We start from the raw sequence: 16000 nt of genomic DNA on the forward strand, positions 1-16000 counted from the left end.
CGTGAGGAACGCGATCTGCGAGGCCAGGCCCGCCGTGTTCCCGGCCAACGCCGCCCATTTGGCCGCGCGCACGCTGGACCGCCAGGACTCGGCGGCGGCGTGGTGGATGGCCTCCTCCTCGCGGTGCTCGGCCCCGGACGCCTTGACCGTACGCAGCGCACCGAGCATCCGCTCCAGTGCGGCGCCCATCAGTCCCACCGATTCCTGGGCGCGTCTGCTGGCCCGGTTGATCCTGGGTACGAGGATCCCGATGACCGTGCCGGCGAAGACGAGCACGCCGAGCGTGACGCCCAGCAGCACCGGGTCGAGCACGCCCATCATCGTCACGGTCGCGACCAGCGTGAGGCTTCCGGTGACCGCCCCGACGAGGGAGTCGGTGGTGACCTGGCGCAGCAGGGTCGTGTCGGAGGTGACCCGGGACATCAGATCACCGGGCTCGGCGTGGTCGACGGCGGATATGCGCAGGCGCAGCAGATGGGAGACGAGCCGCCGCCGCGCGGTGAGCACCACCGACTCGGCGGTGCGCCGCAGCACGAACGCGCCGAGTGCCCCGATCGCGGCGTTGCCGACGACCAGCAAGGTCATCAGCAGCAGCGCGCCGGTCACCGGCCGGTCCGCGCCCAGGTTGTCCACCAGCCGCTTGGCGGCCAGCGGCAGGATCAGCCCGGTGGCACCGGTGATCAGGCTCAGCAGCCCGCCCAGCACCAGCCAGTGCCGGTACGGGCGTACGTAGCCCAACAGCACGCGCCACGCAGGAGGTTCCGCGGTCGGTCCGTCGCCGGAGGAGGTCTGCGCGTGCGCGGGCTGGGTGTCCATGAAGTCAGTGAAGCGGATCGGCAGGTCCGGCAGGACGGGTTTACGCGTCCCGAGGGGCGGGCGGCAGAACCTGCCGCCCGCCCCTCGTCGCGGCGGCCTGACCCGGAACGAACCGGGACTCCGCCTCCTGACCTCGAACTCCTGACCCCGAACTCCTGACCCCGAACTCCTGGCACCGAACTGTGCCGCATCCGCGCCTCCCCTTCGGATGGAGCGCGCGTGTCACGGCGCGGTCGCCACGGTCGTGTGGTGAACACTGGCGGCATGGCAACAGGCAAGGTGAAGTGGTTCAACGCCGACAAGGGCTTCGGCTTTATCGAGCAGGACGACGGCGGCCCGGACGTGTTCGTCCATTTCTCCGCCATCCAGGCCTCCGGCTTCAAACAGCTGGACGAGGGTGACAAGGTCGAGTACGACGTCACCCAAGGCCCCAAGGGTCCCCAGGCCGACAACGTCGTCCGTCTGGGCTAGAGCTGCCATGTTCAGCGGCGCACACGTCATTCTCTACAGCCAGGACGCCGACGCCGACCGGGCCTTCATCAAGGACGTGCTCGGATTCGCGCATGTCGACGCCGGGCACGGCTGGCTGATCTTCAAACTGCCGCCTGCCGAGATCGCGGTGCATCCGACGGAGGGGCCGTCGCAGACCGAGTTCTATCTGATGTGCGACGACCTGGACGCCGTGCTCGCGAAGCTGACCGAGCACGGCGTCGAGATCACGAGGCCGGTGAGCGAACAGGGGTGGGGGCGGCTCACGGCGGTGCGCATGCCGAGCGGGTCCGAACTTCCGCTGTACCAGCCGCTGCACCCCGTCGCGCACAGCCTCTGACATACGTCGAGAACCAGGGCCGGAGCCACCACGGGCTCGAGTGGGCGACGCCGAGGTCGTTGCAGGGGTGGCCCGCCGGGCCCGGCTGCCCGCTTGGCTGCGAGGGATCGGATACGCCGCCCATCCTGTCGCCGTCGCCGTCGCCGTCGCCGTCGCCGTCGCCGTCGCCGTCGCGGTGGCGTCGAGGCGCAGGCCCGGGTACTCGGGTCGCGAAGAAGCGGCGGGCATTTCAGCGCCTTGGCAGGAACACGACTGGAATGCGGACCCCCGGCGGGTAAACGGCCGAGTTCCCGCCGCGAGACCCATTTCGCGCGCGGGTGCGTTCATGGCGGGGAGCGCAGGGGTAGCGTCACGCCCGTGGATGAGCGATATGGGCTTCGTGTACCTCGTACGCCGGCGGAAGCGTGCGATCCGCGACGTACGGCACTGCTGGTCTACGACATGCAGGTCGGCGTCCTGAACCAGATCGGCGAGCGCGACCGTGTCGTCCGCCGGGCCGTCGAGGTGGTCGGGGCCGCCCGGGCTGCCGGCGTCCGCACGTACTTCCTGCGGCACATCACGCTTCCCACCGAGCTGATGGGCGCCTCCCAACTGCGTATGTGGCGCGCCTGGCAGCGGGCCGAGCAGGCCGCCGACGTGGTCTCCCCCTTCCCGCCGGATGCCGCGCAGACGCAGCTCACGCCCGAGCTGCGGCCCACGGATCGCGAGGCCGTGATCGACAAGATCACCATGTCGGCGTTCGAGGGCACCTGGCTCGACATCGCGCTGCGCGACTGCGGGATCACCACCGTCGCCGTCATCGGCGTCGCCATGGAGATCGGTATCGAGCCCACCGTCCGCCATGCGGCGGATCTGGGCTATGTCCCGGTCGTCGTCACGGACGCCTGCGGGGCCGGCGACCCCGAGGCGGCCGAGCGTTCGCTGGCCGCGCTTCGCTTCGCCGGCGACGCCCTGCTGACGACTGCCGAGGAGTTCTGTTCCGTACTCGCTTCCCGGTGAGGGGGCAGTACCGGCCCGTGCGCGAGCAGTCGCGACCCCTGTCCGGCGCGACCGTAGCGTAGGGCCCCCTCAACTCCGAAGGAGCTTCGGAGAGAAGCGGGCGGCGCGGCGCAGGCAGGGTTGGCCGGCCGGGGCACGGCCGACGCGGTTGCGCGGGCGGATGCCGGGGACGACGAGGAGAACGACGGCGCTGGACCGTCCTCGTCCACGGTGCCTTCGCGGACGAACGCCGGTTCCCGCGCGGTGGAGACCCGCGGCTCGCACCTGCCGACGCTCAGCCGGCCGGACTCCGTCACGGGCAACGGGCATGATCACGCCCACGGCCCACGGCCCGCGGCATCCGCGGCCGAGGGACTCAGGCCGCGCCGGGCAGCAGTCCGGTGACGGCCGGGACCGCGTCACCGTCAAGGGGCGGGGGCGTCCGGTCCGTGTGGTACACGGCCTGGCGCTCTCCGTACTCGACGAGCTCAACGGTGCAGCGCATGCCGATCGCCTCGAGCAGCTCGCGCGAAGCCCGGTTCGCCGCCCGGGTCACGGCCACGACCCGATCGGAGCCCGGGACGCTCTCGAGGGCCCAGCCCACGGCGGCTCCCACGGCCTCGCGGCCCAGGCCCATGCCCCAGGACTCCGGCAGCAGCTGGTACGACACCTCCGTGGCGCCCCGTGACGACCGCGGTTCGATGGTGACCAGACCGATCATCGCCCCGGTCTGCCGGAGGGCGACCGCGAACACGCCCGCAGCGCCGGGCAGGTACGCCCGCCGGATCCTGATCTTGTCCTCGCTGACGGGCCCGCCGAGATACGTCCGGACCTTCTCGTCCCGCCACAGGACCTCGGCCACACGGAGGTCCTGCTCGCCGACCGGTCGCAGCACGAGCCGCTCGGTGTGCAGCGTCGTCGGCCACCAGGCCGAGGCGGGGGATGGGGCATCGGCATCGCTCATCCGCAGATCGTCGCACCACGAGGGCTCGCGACGTGGGAGCCCGGGCGCGTGGCGCCGCTCGGACCCCGCCCGCTGCTCCGGCCCGGACGCGGCGGCCAGGACGCGGACGTGTCTTCGGCGGATCGGGCCCGTTGTACAGGCCGTGAACGTACGTCGCCTTCTCCATGCCCTCGCGGTCGGCGCCGCGCTCCCCGTCGCCCTCGCGACCGCCGCCCAGGCCGCCGGCTTCGCCCCGCCGCACGCACTGCCCGACGAGGCCCAGGAGCAGGCCCCGGAAGCGAAGGTGCTCGGCGGGGACGGCCCGCTCGGGGAGGCCCTGACGACCCACGTCAGGACGGTGGGGGACGCTCTGGCGAAGGGGCGGGGGCCCAAGGGCCCGGCCGGCTGAGCCACCGCCCCCGAGAGGGCACCGAACCGTCGGCCGCGGCATCGCAGTTGGGCGAGCAGCCGGAGAACGCCGTCACCGTCAGGCTCCGTTCACTCCAGGAGGCCACGCGCTACATCCTGCTGCCGGCCGCGCTCGCGGGGCCGCGGCCGTGAGGAATGCGCAGGGTCCGGGCGGTGGCGATGAAGAGGCCCCCCGGGCGCGGACGGGCGCGGTCGCGGGAGTGTCCTGACGGCTCTAAAGTTGTGTATGTTACGACAAATCGGCTGGTATCCCCTGCCCGGGCCCCTGGGAGGGCTCATGACCCGTATCTCGGTGACGGTGGACGGCACGCGCTACGAGGACGACGTCGAACCACGACTGCTGCTCGTCCACTACCTGCGAGACCGCCTCGGGCTGACCGGCACCCCCATCGGCTGCGACACCAGCAACTGTGGCGCGTGCACGGTCGAGCTGGACGGGCAGAGTGTGAAGAGCTGTTCGGTCCTCGCCGTGCAGGCCGACGGCGGCGGGGTCGTCACCGTCCAGGGGCTGGGCGCGGCGGACGGTACGCCCGATCCGCTGCAGACCGCGTTCCATGAGCACCACGCGCTCCAGTGCGGCTACTGCACCCCCGGGATGATCATGGCGGCGCGGGACCTCCTCAAGGAGAACCCGCACCCGACCCCCGACCAGGTCCGGCACGCCCTGGAGGGCAACCTCTGCCGGTGCACGGGCTACCAGAACATCGTCCGCGCAGTCCTCGCGGCGGCGGACGGTGCCCACGGTGCCGAGGGCACCGCCGCCCGGCAGGCACCGGCCGAGGAGGCCGCGGCATGACCGATCAGCTCACCGGCCCCGACCGCGAAACCCGCGAGAAGGAAGTCGGCCGTCCGCGGCTCCGCAAGGAGGACGCCCGCCTCATCACCGGGCAGACGAACTGGACCGACAACATCAGCGTGCCCGGGATGCTGCATCTCGCCATCCTCCGCAGCCCCATGGCGCATGCCCGCATCGACCGGGTCGATGTCGCCCCCGCGCTGGAGCGCCCCGGCGTCGTCGCCGCGTTCAGCGGCCGCGACCTCGCCGACGGGCTCGGCTCACTGCCCTGCGCCTGGCCGGTGACCGAGGACATCGTGCTCCCCGATCATCCGCCGATCGCGGTCGACGAGGTCCGCTACGCCGGAGACCCGGTGGCCGTCGTCGCCGCCCGTGACCGGTACGCGGCCGCCGACGCCCTTGAGGCCGTAGAGGTCGACTACACACCCCTGGAGCCCGTCCTCGACCTGGAGGCCGCACTCGCCGACGGCGCACCCCTCGTCCACGCCGACAAGGGCACCAACCGCTGCTACGTCTGGCCGCTCACCACCGGCGAGGACTGGGAGTCGGTACGGTCCCGCGCCGACGTCGTCCTCAAGCGCCGCTTCACGCACCAGCGGCTCATCCCCAACGCCATGGAGCCGCGCGCCGTCGTCGCCACTCCGATCGCCGCATCCGGCGAGTACACGCTGCACTCCGCCACCCAGATCCCGCACATCGTCCGCGTGATGATGGCCGTCGTCACCGGCATCCCCGAGCACAAGCTCCGGGTGATCGCCCCCGACGTCGGCGGCGGCTTCGGCTCCAAGCTGCAGGTGTACGGCGAGGAGGCGCTCGCCCTCGCTCTCGCCCGCAAGCTCGGACGCCCCGTGAAGTGGACCGAGTCCCGCTCCGAGGGCTATCTCGCCACCCACCACGGCCGCGGCCAGATCCAGGACATCGAGATCGCGGCGACACGGCAGGGCAGGCTGCTCGGCCTGAAGGTCGATCTCCTCGCCGACATGGGCGCGTATCTGATGATCGTCACGCCGGGAGTCCCGCTCCTGGGCGCGTTCATGTACCCGGCGATCTACAAGATGGACGCGTACTCCTTCACCTGCACCGGCGTCTTCACGACCAGGACGCCTACCGATGCGTACCGTGGCGCGGGCCGCCCCGAGGCGACCTTCGCCATCGAACGGATCATGGACGAGCTCGCCGCCGAGCTGGACATGGAACCGCTGGAGCTGCGCCGGCTCAACTGGATCGGCCACGACGAGTTCCCCTACACGACGGTCGCGGGACTGACGTACGACAGCGGCAACTACGAGGCCGCGACCGACAAGGCCCTCGCGCTCTTCGACTACGACGCGCTGCGCGCCGAGCAGCAGGAGCGGGCGCGCCGCGGCGACCCCGTCCGCCTCGGCATCGGTGTCTCGACGTACACGGAGATGTGCGGACTCGCGCCGAGCCGGATCCTGCGGGATCTGCGGTACGCGGCCGGCGGCTGGGAGGCGGCGTCCATCCGGATGCTGCCGACCGGCAAGGTCGAGGTGATCACCGGGACCAGCCCGCACGGGCAGGGCCATGTGACCTGCTGGAGCCAGATCGCCGCCGATGCCCTCGGGGTGCCGTTCGAGGACGTCGAGGTGCGGCACGGCGACACCCTCATCGCGCCGCAGGGGATGGACACCTACGGCTCGCGCTCGCTGGTGGTCGGCGGCGCGGCCGTGCACATGGCGGCGCAGAAGGTCGTCGAGAAGGCCCGGAAGGTCGCGGCCCATCTGCTGGAGGCGAGCGAGAACGACCTGGAGTTCACCGACGGGGTCTTCTCGGTGAAGGGCTCGCCCGAGGCGAAGCGCACCATCCAGGAGGTCGCGTTCGAGACGTTCTCCTCGCACGACCTCCCCGACGGCATGGAACCGACCATCAACGCCGAGCACATCGTCGACCCCGACAACTTCTCGTACCCGCACGGCACACACCTGTGCGCAGTGGAGGTCGACACCGAGACCGGGCAGACCCGCATCCGCTCGTACGTCTGCGTCGACGACGTCGGCCGGGTCGTCAACCCGCTGATCGTCGAGGGCCAGGTCCACGGGGGCGTGGCACAGGGAATCGCCCAGGCGCTGTACGAGGAGGCCGTGTACGACGACGACGGCAACCTGGTCTCCGGCACCATGGCCGACTACCTCGTGCCGTCGGCCGTCGATCTGCCCGAGTTCACGACCGGGCGCACCGAGACCCCGGCGACCTCCAATCCGCTGGGCGTGAAGGGCGTCGGTGAGGCCGGGACGATCGCCTCGACCCCGGCCGTGGTCAACGCCGTCGTGGACGCGCTGCGGCCGCTCGGAGTCACGGACGTCACGATGCCGTGCACACCGGAGCGGGTGTGGCGGGCGATCCGCGAGGCACGTCCGGCACGTGAGCCAGGAGAGTCACGTGGGGAGGAGGCGGCATGATCCCCGCGGCCTTCGACTACACACGGCCCGAGACCGTGGACGAGGCCGTGCGTGCGCTCGCGGACGCCGGGGAGGAAGCAAAGGTGCTGGCCGGCGGGCAGAGTCTGCTGCCGATGCTCCGGCTGCGGCTGGCGTTCCCCGAACTCGTCGTGGACGTGGGCCGGATAGCGGAGCTGCGCGGCGTGCGCGAGGACCAGGACGCCCTCGTCATCGGCGCGATGACCACGCACCACGACGTGATCGCCGACCCGCTGGTACGACGCCACGCCGGGCTGCTCGCCGCGGCGACGGAGACGGTCGCCGACCCCGCGATACGGCACCGGGGCACGCTCGGCGGCTCCCTCGCCCACGCCGACCCGGCCGGCGACCTCCCCGCCGTCGTCCTCGCCCTCGACGGCGAACTGGTCGCGGCGGGCCCGCAGGGGCGGCGCACGATCCCCGCGCGGGAGTTCTTCACCGACTATCTGCAGACCGCGCTCCGGCCCGACGAGCTGCTGGTGGAGATACGGGTACCGAAGACCGACGGGTGGGGCTTCCACTACGAGAAGTTCCATCTGATCGCGCAGTCCTGGGCCGTGGTCGGCGTCGCGGCGCTCGTACGGGGCGACGACGGCCGGATCGCCGAAGCCCGGATCGGCCTGACCAACATGGGCGCGACCCCACTGCGGGCCGCAGCCACCGAGGCCGCACTCGCCGGGGCCGAGGGCCCGGACGCGATCGCGCGCGCCGCGGAGTCCGCGGCCGAGGGCACGCACCCCACGTCCGACCTCTCCGCCTCGCCCGACTACCGCGAGCACCTGGCCCGGGTACTCACCCGGCGGGCGGTGCTGGCCGCGGCCGGGATGGCATGACGGGATCCCGTAGATGACCGTGCCCGAGGCGTTCCGGGGGCCCGACGAGGTGCGGAGGCGGTTGGAGGACGTCGGATATCTCGTGGACGAAGGGCTGGCCATCGCCTGCTATCTGGCCCTGAAGCTGCACCGGCCGGTCTTCTGCGAGGGCGACGCGGGCGTGGGCAAGACCTCGCTCGCCGGGGCGCTCGCCGAGGTGCTGGGCGCGCCGCTCATCCGGCTCCAGTGCTACGAGGGCATCGACGCCTCGCAGGCGCTGTACGACTGGGACTTCCCGCGGCAGCTGCTGCACCTGCGGGCCGCGGAAGCCGCCGGGATCACCGACGCGGCGCGGCTGGAGGGCGAGCTGTACGACAGGCGGTTCCTCATCGAACGGCCGCTGCTGCGGGCCCTGCGGACCCAGCCGTCCGTGCTGCTCGTCGACGAAGTGGACAGGGCCGACGACGAGTTCGAGGCGTTCCTGCTCGAGCTCCTGTCGGAGTACACGGTCACCGTGCCCGAACTCGGCACGCTGCGGGCCGAGTCGCCGCCGGTGGTGGTGCTCACGTCGAACCGGACGCGCGAGGTGCACGACGCGCTCAAGCGGCGCTGCCTGTACCACTGGTTCGACCACCCTTCCTACGCCCGCGAACTGGCCATCGTCCGCAGCCGGCTGCCCGGCGTCACCGCGCGCCTCGCCGAGCAGGTGACCACGCTCGTGCAGGCCCTGCGGACCGAGGACCTGCTCAAACCGCCCGGCGTTGCCGAGACGATCGACTGGGCCGAGGCCCTGGACGCGCTCGGCGCGACCGAGCTGGACGCCGAGCTGGCCGTGGCCACGCTCGGCTCGGTGCTGAAGTACCGGGAGGACGCCGAACGGGCCCGCACGCTGGACCTGTCCGCGATCCTCGCGGCGGGGGTGGCGGGAGCGTGAGGGCCATGGCGATGGACGCACCCGCCGTGCTGGTGGGGTTCGCGCGTGCGCTGCGGGCGGCGGGCCTGGACGCGGGGCCCGACCGGGTGCAGACGTATCTGCGGGCGCTCGACGTCCTGGGGCCAGGGCCCCGGACGAGCGTGTACTGGGCGGGGCGGCTCACGCTGTGCGGCAGCCAGGACGATCTCGAATGCTACGACCGCGTGTTCGCCGCGTACTTCGACGGCCGGGCGGCCGACGGGGCGTCACGTGGCAGGGCGCGGCGCGCACCCGCGCGCCCTCGGCCCCGCCCCGTCGTACGGGAAACGGACCGCTCCGGCGGAGCCCCGGCAGCTCCGGACGAGGAACGGCACGCGCGCGCGGCCGCCGCGCTCGCCAGCTCCACCGAAGTGCTGCGCCACCGGGATGTCGCCGAACTGACGGGCGCCGAACGTGAGCAGCTGCGGCGGCTGCTGGCCGCGTTCGCACTCCGGGGCGAGCCCCGGCGCACCGCCCGGCTGCGCCCGGCCCGCCACGGCGGCGTCGACCCCGGCCGGACCGTGAGGGAGTGGCTGCGCCGCGGCGGTGAACCGGCCCGCCTCCGCCGCCGCGCACGGGCCCAGCGGCCGCGGCGCGTGGTGCTGCTGCTGGACGTGAGCGGCTCGATGGCGCCGTACGCGGATGCGCTGCTCCGCTTCGCGCATGCCGCGGCACGGGGCCCCGCCCTCACGGAGGTCTTCACGATCGGCACCCGGCTGACCCGCGTCACCGCCGCGCTGTCGCACCGCGACCCCGACACGGCCATGGCGGCGGTCGCCGCCGCGGTCCCCGACTGGCGTGGCGGCACCCGCCTCGGCGAGACCCTCCGCGGCTTCCTCGACCGCTGGGGCCAACGAGGCATGGCCCGCGGCGCGGTGGTCGTCCTGCTCTCCGACGGCTGGGAGCGCGCCGACCCCGCACTCCTGGCCGCTCAGATGCGGCGCCTTCACCGTCTCGCCCACCGCGTCATCTGGGCCAACCCGCGCAAGGCCCGCCCCGGTTACGCACCCCTCGCGGCCGGCATGGCAGCGGCCCTGCCCAGCGTCGACGCTTTCGTGGAGGGCCACAGCCTGGCGGCACTGGAGCGCCTCGCGGCGGTCGTGAGAGGAGCGGACGATGCGTGAGATGCGGGCCGTCGGCCCACGCCTCGGAGGCTCCGAAGGAACCCGGTCCCGGCGGGTGGGGCTGTGTGTCCGTGTGGTGCCCGGTCCCGGCGGGTGGGGCTGTGTGTCCGTGTGGTGCCCGGTACCGGCGGGTGGGCCGGTCTGTCCGTCCGCGAGCGCCGGACGGGCCGGAAATGTGGCCCGTACCGGCGGGTGGGCCGGTGTGTCCGTCCGCGAGCGCCGGACGGGCTGGAAACGTGGCCCGTACCGGCGGGTGGGCGGAGCCCACGAACGCGGACGTGCGTGAGAGGAACCGAGCATGCGTGACATCCTCCCGGCGCTGAGCCGGTGGTACTCGGCCGGCGAACCCTTCGGGCTCGCCACGGTCGTCGCGGTGAGCCGCAGCGCCCCGCGCGGCCCTGGCGCCTCGATGGCCGTCGGGCCGGACGACGAGGTCGTGGGCAGCGTGTCCGGCGGATGCGTGGAGGGCGCGGTCTTCGACCTCGCCAAGGAGGTCGTCGACGACGGCGAGGCGCGGCTGCAGACCTTCGGCTACAGCGACGAGGACGCGTTCGCCGTCGGACTGACCTGCGGCGGCGCGATCACTCTGCTCGTACGGAGGGTGTCGTCCGACGTCGACCCTTCGTTCGGCGCGGTTGCCGAGTCGGTGGCGGGGCACCGCCCTGTGACGGTGGCGATGGTGACGGACGGTCCGGCACCCCGCGGCGCCGCGCTCGCCGTGTGGCCGGACACGGTCGTGGGCACGCTCGGCGCCCCCGGCCTCGACGCGGCCGTGACCGCCGACGCCCGCGGCGAGCTCGCGCAGGGCGCGACCGGGCTGCGGCACTACGGTCCGCAGGGCCAGCGCCGCGAGGACGCCGTCACCGTGTTCCTGCAGTCGTTCGCCCCGCCGCCGCGGATGCTCGTCTTCGGCGCGATCGACTACGCGGCGGCCGTCGCCCGCATCGGCGACTTCCTCGGCTACCGGGTGACCGTGTGCGACGCCCGCCCGGTCTTCGCCACGCCCAAGCGCTTCCCGGAGGGCGTGGAGGTCGTGGTCGACTGGCCGCACCGCTATCTGGGCGCCACCGACACCGACTCCCGCACGGTGATCTGTGTCCTGACCCATGACCCGAAGTTCGATGTGCCGCTGCTGGAGGAGGCGTTGCGCCGTCCGGCCGCGTACATCGGGGCCATGGGCAGCCGACGTACCCACGACGACCGCATGAAGAGGCTGCGGGAGGCCGGGCTGAGCGAGGCGGAACTGACCCGGCTGCGCTCACCCGTGGGCCTGGACCTCGGGGCCCGTACCCCGGAGGAGGTGGCCGTGTCCGTTGCCGCGGAGATCGTCGCCCTGCGCTGGGGCGGCAGCGGGGCGCCGCTGACCGCGACGGCCGGCGCGATCCACCCTTCCTGAACGCTCGAAAGGACGCGCGGACCATGGAGTTGCAGCATGAATTCACCGTTCCCGTCCCGGTCGACGACGCCTGGCGCGCGCTCCTCGACATCGAGGCCGTCGCGCCTTGCATGCCCGGGGCGACCGTGGAGTCGTACGACGGCGGGACCATCACCGGCACGGTGAAGGTCAAGGTGGGCCCGATCACGCTCACGTACCGCGGTACGGCCGTCTTCGAGGAGCAGGACGAGGCGGCCCACCGGATGGTGCTGACCGCCAGCGGCAAGGAGGCGCGCGGCCAGGGCACGGCACGCGCCACGGTCACCGGCACACTTGCCCCGGCGGACGGCGGCGCCACGGCCGTGTCGGTGCGCACCGATCTCTCGATCACCGGGCGGCCGGCCCAGTTCGGCCGCGGGGTGATGGCCGAGGTGGGGGACAAGCTCGTCGGACAGTTCGCGGACTGCCTCTCGCAGAAGCTGTCCGCTTCTCCGGCGGAATCGGAAATCCCGGCGGAGCCGGAAGGCCCCGCAGCGTCGGAGGTCCCGGCAGCGTCGGAGGCCCCGGCGGGGCAGGCCCGTGCTCCGCATGCGGCAGAGCCGATCGACCTCGTACGGACAGCGGGGCTCCCCGTCGCCAAGCGCGCCGCGGTGGCGGCGTTGGTGCTGGCGGCGGCGGTCGCGCTGGTCGTCGTCCTCCGGCGGCGATGCCGTCACTGACCGCCGACAGGAGTCGAACGGCGGCCGGCAGCCGCACCGGCCCTTCAGGCCTTCGGCCGTCGCCCGCTGCGCCGCGGCACCGGCGGTGCTCCGCCCAGGAGCTGATGTCGCCGCTCCTCGCCGCGCGTCTCGATCTGGATCACCACACGGCGCAGCGCCTCCGCCGTCCGCCGGCACTCCTCGTCGCTGAGCTGCTCTGCCACGAAGGCCTCCTCGGCGTTGAACTCCGGGAACAGGCTCTGCATCAGCGCCTCGCCCTCGTCCGTGGGCGCCAGCAGGACCCGCCTGCCGTCGGTGGGGTGCTCGACACGCCTGACCAGCCCCCTTGACTCCAGGGTGCGAGCGACGCCGGTCAGGGTCCCCTTCGAGATGCCCGCTTCCTCGGCGACCAGGCGGGTCTCCAGCTCGCCCCGGATCCAGACGACCCACAGCACGACGAAACCGGTCCACGTAAGGTCGGAGCTGCGCAGCACGGAGTTCTCGACGTGCTGGCGTACGGCCGCTGCCGCGCGATGGAGGGTGCCCACCAGGGCCATCTGCTCGTGGCGGATGGGAGTACCGGTGTCGCCCAGCTTGGTCCGGACCAGCCGCTCGGTCTCGGCGATGGACGACTGACCGCGCTGACCCGGCTGACCTGGCACGAACTCTCCTTCGGAAGATCAAGGTCGTTCGGTCTGAATTCTACGGATCTGTTCGGTTCCCGCCACTTTGCTCGGTTCGAGGTCGGAGGTGCTCTGCTCCAGGCCGGAGGGCGACACGCGTATGAGTCCCGTCGAGGACGTCGTCAAGGAGTGCATGCGGGAGCGGTTCGACGAGCTGCGCCGCACGGGCATCAAGACCGTCATGATCGCGCTGAAGCAGCTCACAGAGAAGTGACCGAGCACGGCTCGGCGGACCTCCGACGCGAAGGTCGTCGAGGGAGGTGGTCGTCGAGGGAGGTGGTTCTCGAGAACCGGCGTGCTGCCTCGTGTCGGTGTTGGGCCGAACGGGTGAGGGGCGCGAGGATGGTCCCATGAGCAGGTATGAGAGGTACGACGTCACCGACGAGCAGTGGGAGGGGCTGGCCCAGGTCGTTCCCCTGCGCGGTCGCGACGAGTGGCCGTCGAGAGCCGACCACCACACGATCCCGCGCGACTACGGTGACCACTTGGCGGCGGAGGCGGCCGAGCAGCGCCGCATGGTAGTCCTGCGGGTGCAGGTGTTCGCGGACGCGCGCGAGGTCGCCGAGTACCTCATCGCGCAGATCCCGGTGCTGCTGGACCTGACGAGCGCGGATGCCGAAGTGGCCAAGCGCATCCTGGACTTCAGCAGCGGTGTCGTCTTCGGGCTCGGCTGCGGGATGCACCGGGTGGACCGTAATGTCTTCCTGCTCGCGCCGCTCGGCACTGAGGTCGAAGGCATCGCCGCCGCGGCCGTCCCTCATTCGTAGGAAAGCCCTTCCGGCGTAACGGTTCGCCGTGTGCGGCCCTGCGTAGCGTCCCCTGCATGGACGCACCGACCAGCACATTTCCCGCGGAGCCCGCAGAATCCGCGGGTTCTGCACCCGCACCCGCTCCCGCTCCCGCTCCCGCTCCCGCTCCCGCTCCCGCTCTCCCCGTGGTCACCGAACTACGGCTCTCCGCCTTCGCCTCGCACCGGGGAGCTGCTTTCCCGCTCGGGTCCCCGGTGACGCTGTTCGCCGGACCGAGCGGCAGCGGAAAGTCGAGCGTGCTGCGGGCGTACGAGGCGCTGGCCCGGCTCGGTTCGGGCGCGGAGCTGGGTGAGGTGTTCCCGGACCCGGCGGGCTGTGTCCCCGAGCGGGCGCAGGCGGACGCGCAGGGCCGACGGGGCTTCCGCATCGGCTGTACGGTTCAGGGCCCCGCCGGTTCCGTACGCCTCGACCTCGCCGTACAGGCCGAGCCGGAACTCCGCATCGTCGGTGAGCGTTTGACCAGTGCCGGCCGGATCCTGCTGAGCACGGCTCTGCGCGACCCAGGCCGCTCCTGCGTGCAGGCCGCCTGGCACACGGCGGGCGCCGTCTCCGTCACCCGCGCCCCGCTGCCCGACGACCGGCTTGGCACGGCGATGCTGCCGCTGCGGGTCTCCGGCAGGACGGACGGGGAGCGCGCCGTGCTGGCCGCCGCCGAGCAGGTGGTGGTGGCGCTGCGGTCGGTGTTCGCGTGCGACCCGCAGCCGCAGTTGATGCGCGCGCCGGTCCTGCCGGGTGAGGGGCGTCTGCGGCGCGGCTGCGACAACCTGGCGGCGGTGCTGCACCGCACGCGCAGCGAGTGCGTCCGCCGCCACGCGCGGCTGGCCGCTGCCGCGCGGGCGGGCTGCGCGGGCCCGGTGTCCGAGATGGGCGTCGAGGAACTCGCGGACGGGACGGTACGGGCCGTCGTCTGCCGGGCGGCCGACGGCGGTGCCACGCCTCTCGGGCGGCTCGGCGACGGCGAACTGCGCTATCTGGCGCTCGCCCTGGTCCTGCTCACGGGTCCGGGCGTGCTCGCGGTGGACCAGGCGGCGGAGGTGCCCGGGGCGCTGCAGTGCCTCACGGTCCTGGCCGACGGCTTCGACCGCTGCCTGGACCGCCGTCAGGCGGCCGAACTGGCCTCATTGGCCGCGTCGGTCTGCGCCGACGGCCATCTCCGGCTGGTGGGCTCGGTGAGCGACCGTGACCGTGTCACATACGCGCGGGAGATCGAGGGAGTGACGGTGGTAGACCTGTTGCCGTGACAGAACTGGACGTGAAAGCCCTGCAGCGCAGACTGGCCGAGTTCGCGGCCGCCCGGAACTGGGGGCCGTACCACACCCCGAAGAACCTCGCGGTGGCGCTGACCGTGGAGGCGGCCGAACTGGTCGAGATCTTCCAGTGGTTGACGCCGGAGGAGTCCGCGCGGGTGATGGACGACCCGCGGAAGGCCCACCGTGTGGCGGACGAGGTCGCTGATGTCCTCGCCTATCTGCTGCAGTTCTGCGAGGTGCTCGGCGTCGACCCACTCGCCGCGCTGGCAGCGAAGATCGACCGGAACGAACTGCGGTTCCCGGCGGCCGAACGGCCGTCGGACGACCCGGCACAGGCCGATCGTCACTCTGCGGAGTGATCGACCTTTCCCCAACCCGCTGCCTGTCCACAGATTTCCGAATTCCCCTGGCTATTCGTCTGGAGCACCTTCACTCTGGGTAGTGACTGAGTGGGCGGAATTTCGTACGAACGGGGCGGCGTACATGGAAGCGGAGCGGCTCATCGCGGCCGGCCGGCACGCACTGGCGGAAAGCCGTGACGCGCTGGACATCGTGGCGGAGGCCTGGCAGGCGCAGGCCCTCGCCCAGGCGGTCGGAACGCAACTGGCCCTGTGCGGGCCCCAGGAGCTGCGCGGCGAGGCCCGCGGGCTCAGCGAGGCGGGTGGTCGTGGTGGAGGGTTCGTCGATCCTCAGCTGCTCGGGATCGGCGGCCTCCGTGCCGCGCAGCTCAGCGAAGTCACCGATCCACGACGCGCTTTGACCCTCCTGAGCGCGCTCCTCGGCGAGATCGGCATAGCACTCGTCGGCGTCGCCTGCGCCACGGACGAGGAGGGGCTCTACTGGCAGTGCATCGAGGCCATCGACGCCACGGACGAGTCCAACGACCGTGTTCGGGCGATGCTCCGAAGACTCTCCTTACGCGACCGGGACCACGACCGGGACCGCGGCCGGGAGCGAGACAGCGACCGGGACAGCGACCGGGACCGGGACCGCGATCAGGACCGTGAGAGTGGTCGCGACCCTGAGAGTGATCGCGTCGACCCGGACGCGGCGACGAGCACGCCCTGA

Annotated in this window: 18 protein-coding genes; 15 read left to right on the forward strand and 3 right to left on the reverse strand. The window is 72.4% G+C overall.

Translation table 11 applies throughout. The features are described 5' to 3' along the window. The coding region (locus ACWCXB_RS30800) for an ABC transporter transmembrane domain-containing protein (RefSeq protein WP_450727046.1) at positions 1-816 on the reverse strand (816 nt) is incomplete at its 3' end. Positions 817-1080: 264 nt separating this feature from the next. Here ACWCXB_RS30800 and ACWCXB_RS30805 point away from each other — a divergent pair. The 3 genes from ACWCXB_RS30805 (at position 1081) to ACWCXB_RS30815 (ending at position 2644) form a co-directional block, all read left to right on the forward strand. Beyond that, on the forward strand, positions 1081-1287 hold the full coding sequence (locus tag ACWCXB_RS30805; RefSeq protein ID WP_450727047.1) for a cold-shock protein: 207 nt from the start codon (positions 1081-1083) through the stop codon (positions 1285-1287). 7 nt (positions 1288-1294) lie between these two features. Then, positions 1295-1645, forward strand: coding sequence for a VOC family protein (locus ACWCXB_RS30810; RefSeq protein WP_450727048.1), 351 nt, complete (start codon positions 1295-1297; stop codon positions 1643-1645). A gap of 357 nt (positions 1646-2002) precedes the next feature. After that, the gene (locus ACWCXB_RS30815; protein ID WP_450727049.1) at positions 2003-2644 is read left to right on the forward strand and encodes a cysteine hydrolase; all 642 of its coding nucleotides are present in this window, start codon (positions 2003-2005) and stop codon (positions 2642-2644) included. Positions 2645-2999: 355 nt separating this feature from the next. Here the strand turns inward: ACWCXB_RS30815 and ACWCXB_RS30820 are convergent, their stop codons facing one another. After that, entirely contained in the window at positions 3000-3587 is a 588-nt protein-coding gene (locus ACWCXB_RS30820; RefSeq protein WP_450727050.1) for a GNAT family N-acetyltransferase, read from the reverse strand. A gap of 142 nt (positions 3588-3729) precedes the next feature. On the opposite strand from ACWCXB_RS30820, the gene ACWCXB_RS30825 reads away from it, so the two are divergent. From ACWCXB_RS30825 to ACWCXB_RS30860, 8 genes are all read left to right on the forward strand, one after another. Then, entirely contained in the window at positions 3730-3975 is a 246-nt protein-coding gene (locus ACWCXB_RS30825; RefSeq protein ID WP_450727051.1) for a hypothetical protein, read from the forward strand. A 297-nt stretch (positions 3976-4272) separates the two neighbouring features. Further along, the gene (locus ACWCXB_RS30830; RefSeq protein ID WP_450727052.1) at positions 4273-4791 is read left to right on the forward strand and encodes a (2Fe-2S)-binding protein; all 519 of its coding nucleotides are present in this window, start codon (positions 4273-4275) and stop codon (positions 4789-4791) included. Next, entirely contained in the window at positions 4788-7211 is a 2424-nt protein-coding gene (locus ACWCXB_RS30835; RefSeq protein WP_450727053.1) for a xanthine dehydrogenase family protein molybdopterin-binding subunit, read from the forward strand. Before ACWCXB_RS30830 ends, ACWCXB_RS30835 begins: the two co-directional genes overlap by 4 nt. Continuing rightward, positions 7208-8062, forward strand: a complete 855-nt coding sequence (locus ACWCXB_RS30840) for an FAD binding domain-containing protein (protein ID WP_450727054.1) — start codon at positions 7208-7210, stop codon at positions 8060-8062. The genes ACWCXB_RS30835 and ACWCXB_RS30840 overlap by 4 nt, the downstream gene beginning before the upstream one ends. A 13-nt stretch (positions 8063-8075) precedes the next feature. After that, positions 8076-8975 (forward strand): AAA family ATPase, encoded by a 900-nt coding sequence (locus ACWCXB_RS30845; RefSeq protein WP_450727055.1) that lies wholly within the window; start codon positions 8076-8078, stop codon positions 8973-8975. Between the two features lie 5 nt (positions 8976-8980). Continuing rightward, positions 8981-10117 (forward strand): vWA domain-containing protein, encoded by a 1137-nt coding sequence (locus ACWCXB_RS30850; protein ID WP_450727056.1) that lies wholly within the window; start codon positions 8981-8983, stop codon positions 10115-10117. 298 nt (positions 10118-10415) lie between these two features. Next, positions 10416-11513, forward strand: coding sequence for an XdhC family protein (locus ACWCXB_RS30855; protein ID WP_450727057.1), 1098 nt, complete (start codon positions 10416-10418; stop codon positions 11511-11513). Between the two features lie 23 nt (positions 11514-11536). Continuing rightward, positions 11537-12211 (forward strand): SRPBCC family protein, encoded by a 675-nt coding sequence (locus ACWCXB_RS30860; protein WP_450727058.1) that lies wholly within the window; start codon positions 11537-11539, stop codon positions 12209-12211. Between the two features lie 44 nt (positions 12212-12255). Here the strand turns inward: ACWCXB_RS30860 and ACWCXB_RS30865 are convergent, their stop codons facing one another. Next, complete coding sequence (locus ACWCXB_RS30865; RefSeq protein ID WP_450727059.1) at positions 12256-12852, reverse strand: MarR family winged helix-turn-helix transcriptional regulator; 597 nt, start codon at positions 12850-12852, stop codon at positions 12256-12258. A 371-nt stretch (positions 12853-13223) separates the two neighbouring features. Between ACWCXB_RS30865 and ACWCXB_RS30870 the strand changes: the two genes are divergently transcribed. The 4 genes from ACWCXB_RS30870 (at position 13224) to ACWCXB_RS30885 (ending at position 16000) form a co-directional block, all read left to right on the forward strand. After that, positions 13224-13640 (forward strand): cell division protein SepF, encoded by a 417-nt coding sequence (locus tag ACWCXB_RS30870; protein ID WP_450727060.1) that lies wholly within the window; start codon positions 13224-13226, stop codon positions 13638-13640. 56 nt (positions 13641-13696) lie between these two features. Continuing rightward, positions 13697-14923 carry an AAA family ATPase gene (locus tag ACWCXB_RS30875; RefSeq protein ID WP_450727061.1) on the forward strand — a complete coding sequence of 409 codons (1227 nt, stop codon included), beginning with the start codon at positions 13697-13699 and terminating at the stop codon, positions 14921-14923. Further along, entirely contained in the window at positions 14920-15291 is a 372-nt protein-coding gene (locus ACWCXB_RS30880; protein WP_450727062.1) for a nucleotide pyrophosphohydrolase, read from the forward strand. Before ACWCXB_RS30875 ends, ACWCXB_RS30880 begins: the two co-directional genes overlap by 4 nt. An 82-nt stretch (positions 15292-15373) precedes the next feature. Further along, positions 15374-16000: a DUF6099 family protein gene (locus ACWCXB_RS30885; protein WP_450727063.1), complete on the forward strand. Its 627-nt coding sequence runs from the start codon at positions 15374-15376 to the stop codon at positions 15998-16000.

The organism is Streptomyces sp. NPDC001514, assembly GCF_053597075.1.

What these genes read in the sequence shown, in the direction of transcription:
- ACWCXB_RS30840 (WP_450727054.1), top strand. Translation starts at nt 7,208, where the DNA reads ATGATCCCCGCGGCCTTCGACTACACACGGCCCGAGACCGTGGACGAG.
- ACWCXB_RS30830 (WP_450727052.1), top strand. Translation starts at nt 4,273, where the DNA reads ATGACCCGTATCTCGGTGACGGTGGACGGCACGCGCTACGAGGACGAC.
- ACWCXB_RS30860 (WP_450727058.1), top strand. Translation starts at nt 11,537, where the DNA reads ATGGAGTTGCAGCATGAATTCACCGTTCCCGTCCCGGTCGACGACGCC.
- ACWCXB_RS30845 (WP_450727055.1), top strand. Translation starts at nt 8,076, where the DNA reads ATGACCGTGCCCGAGGCGTTCCGGGGGCCCGACGAGGTGCGGAGGCGG.
- ACWCXB_RS30810 (WP_450727048.1), top strand. Translation starts at nt 1,295, where the DNA reads ATGTTCAGCGGCGCACACGTCATTCTCTACAGCCAGGACGCCGACGCC.
- ACWCXB_RS30835 (WP_450727053.1), top strand. Translation starts at nt 4,788, where the DNA reads ATGACCGATCAGCTCACCGGCCCCGACCGCGAAACCCGCGAGAAGGAA.
- ACWCXB_RS30875 (WP_450727061.1), top strand. Translation starts at nt 13,697, where the DNA reads ATGGACGCACCGACCAGCACATTTCCCGCGGAGCCCGCAGAATCCGCG.
- ACWCXB_RS30855 (WP_450727057.1), top strand. Translation starts at nt 10,416, where the DNA reads ATGCGTGACATCCTCCCGGCGCTGAGCCGGTGGTACTCGGCCGGCGAA.
- ACWCXB_RS30870 (WP_450727060.1), top strand. Translation starts at nt 13,224, where the DNA reads ATGAGCAGGTATGAGAGGTACGACGTCACCGACGAGCAGTGGGAGGGG.
- ACWCXB_RS30850 (WP_450727056.1), top strand. Translation starts at nt 8,981, where the DNA reads ATGGCGATGGACGCACCCGCCGTGCTGGTGGGGTTCGCGCGTGCGCTG.
- ACWCXB_RS30805 (WP_450727047.1), top strand. Translation starts at nt 1,081, where the DNA reads ATGGCAACAGGCAAGGTGAAGTGGTTCAACGCCGACAAGGGCTTCGGC.
- ACWCXB_RS30820 (WP_450727050.1), bottom strand. Translation starts at nt 3,587, where the DNA reads ATGAGCGATGCCGATGCCCCATCCCCCGCCTCGGCCTGGTGGCCGACG.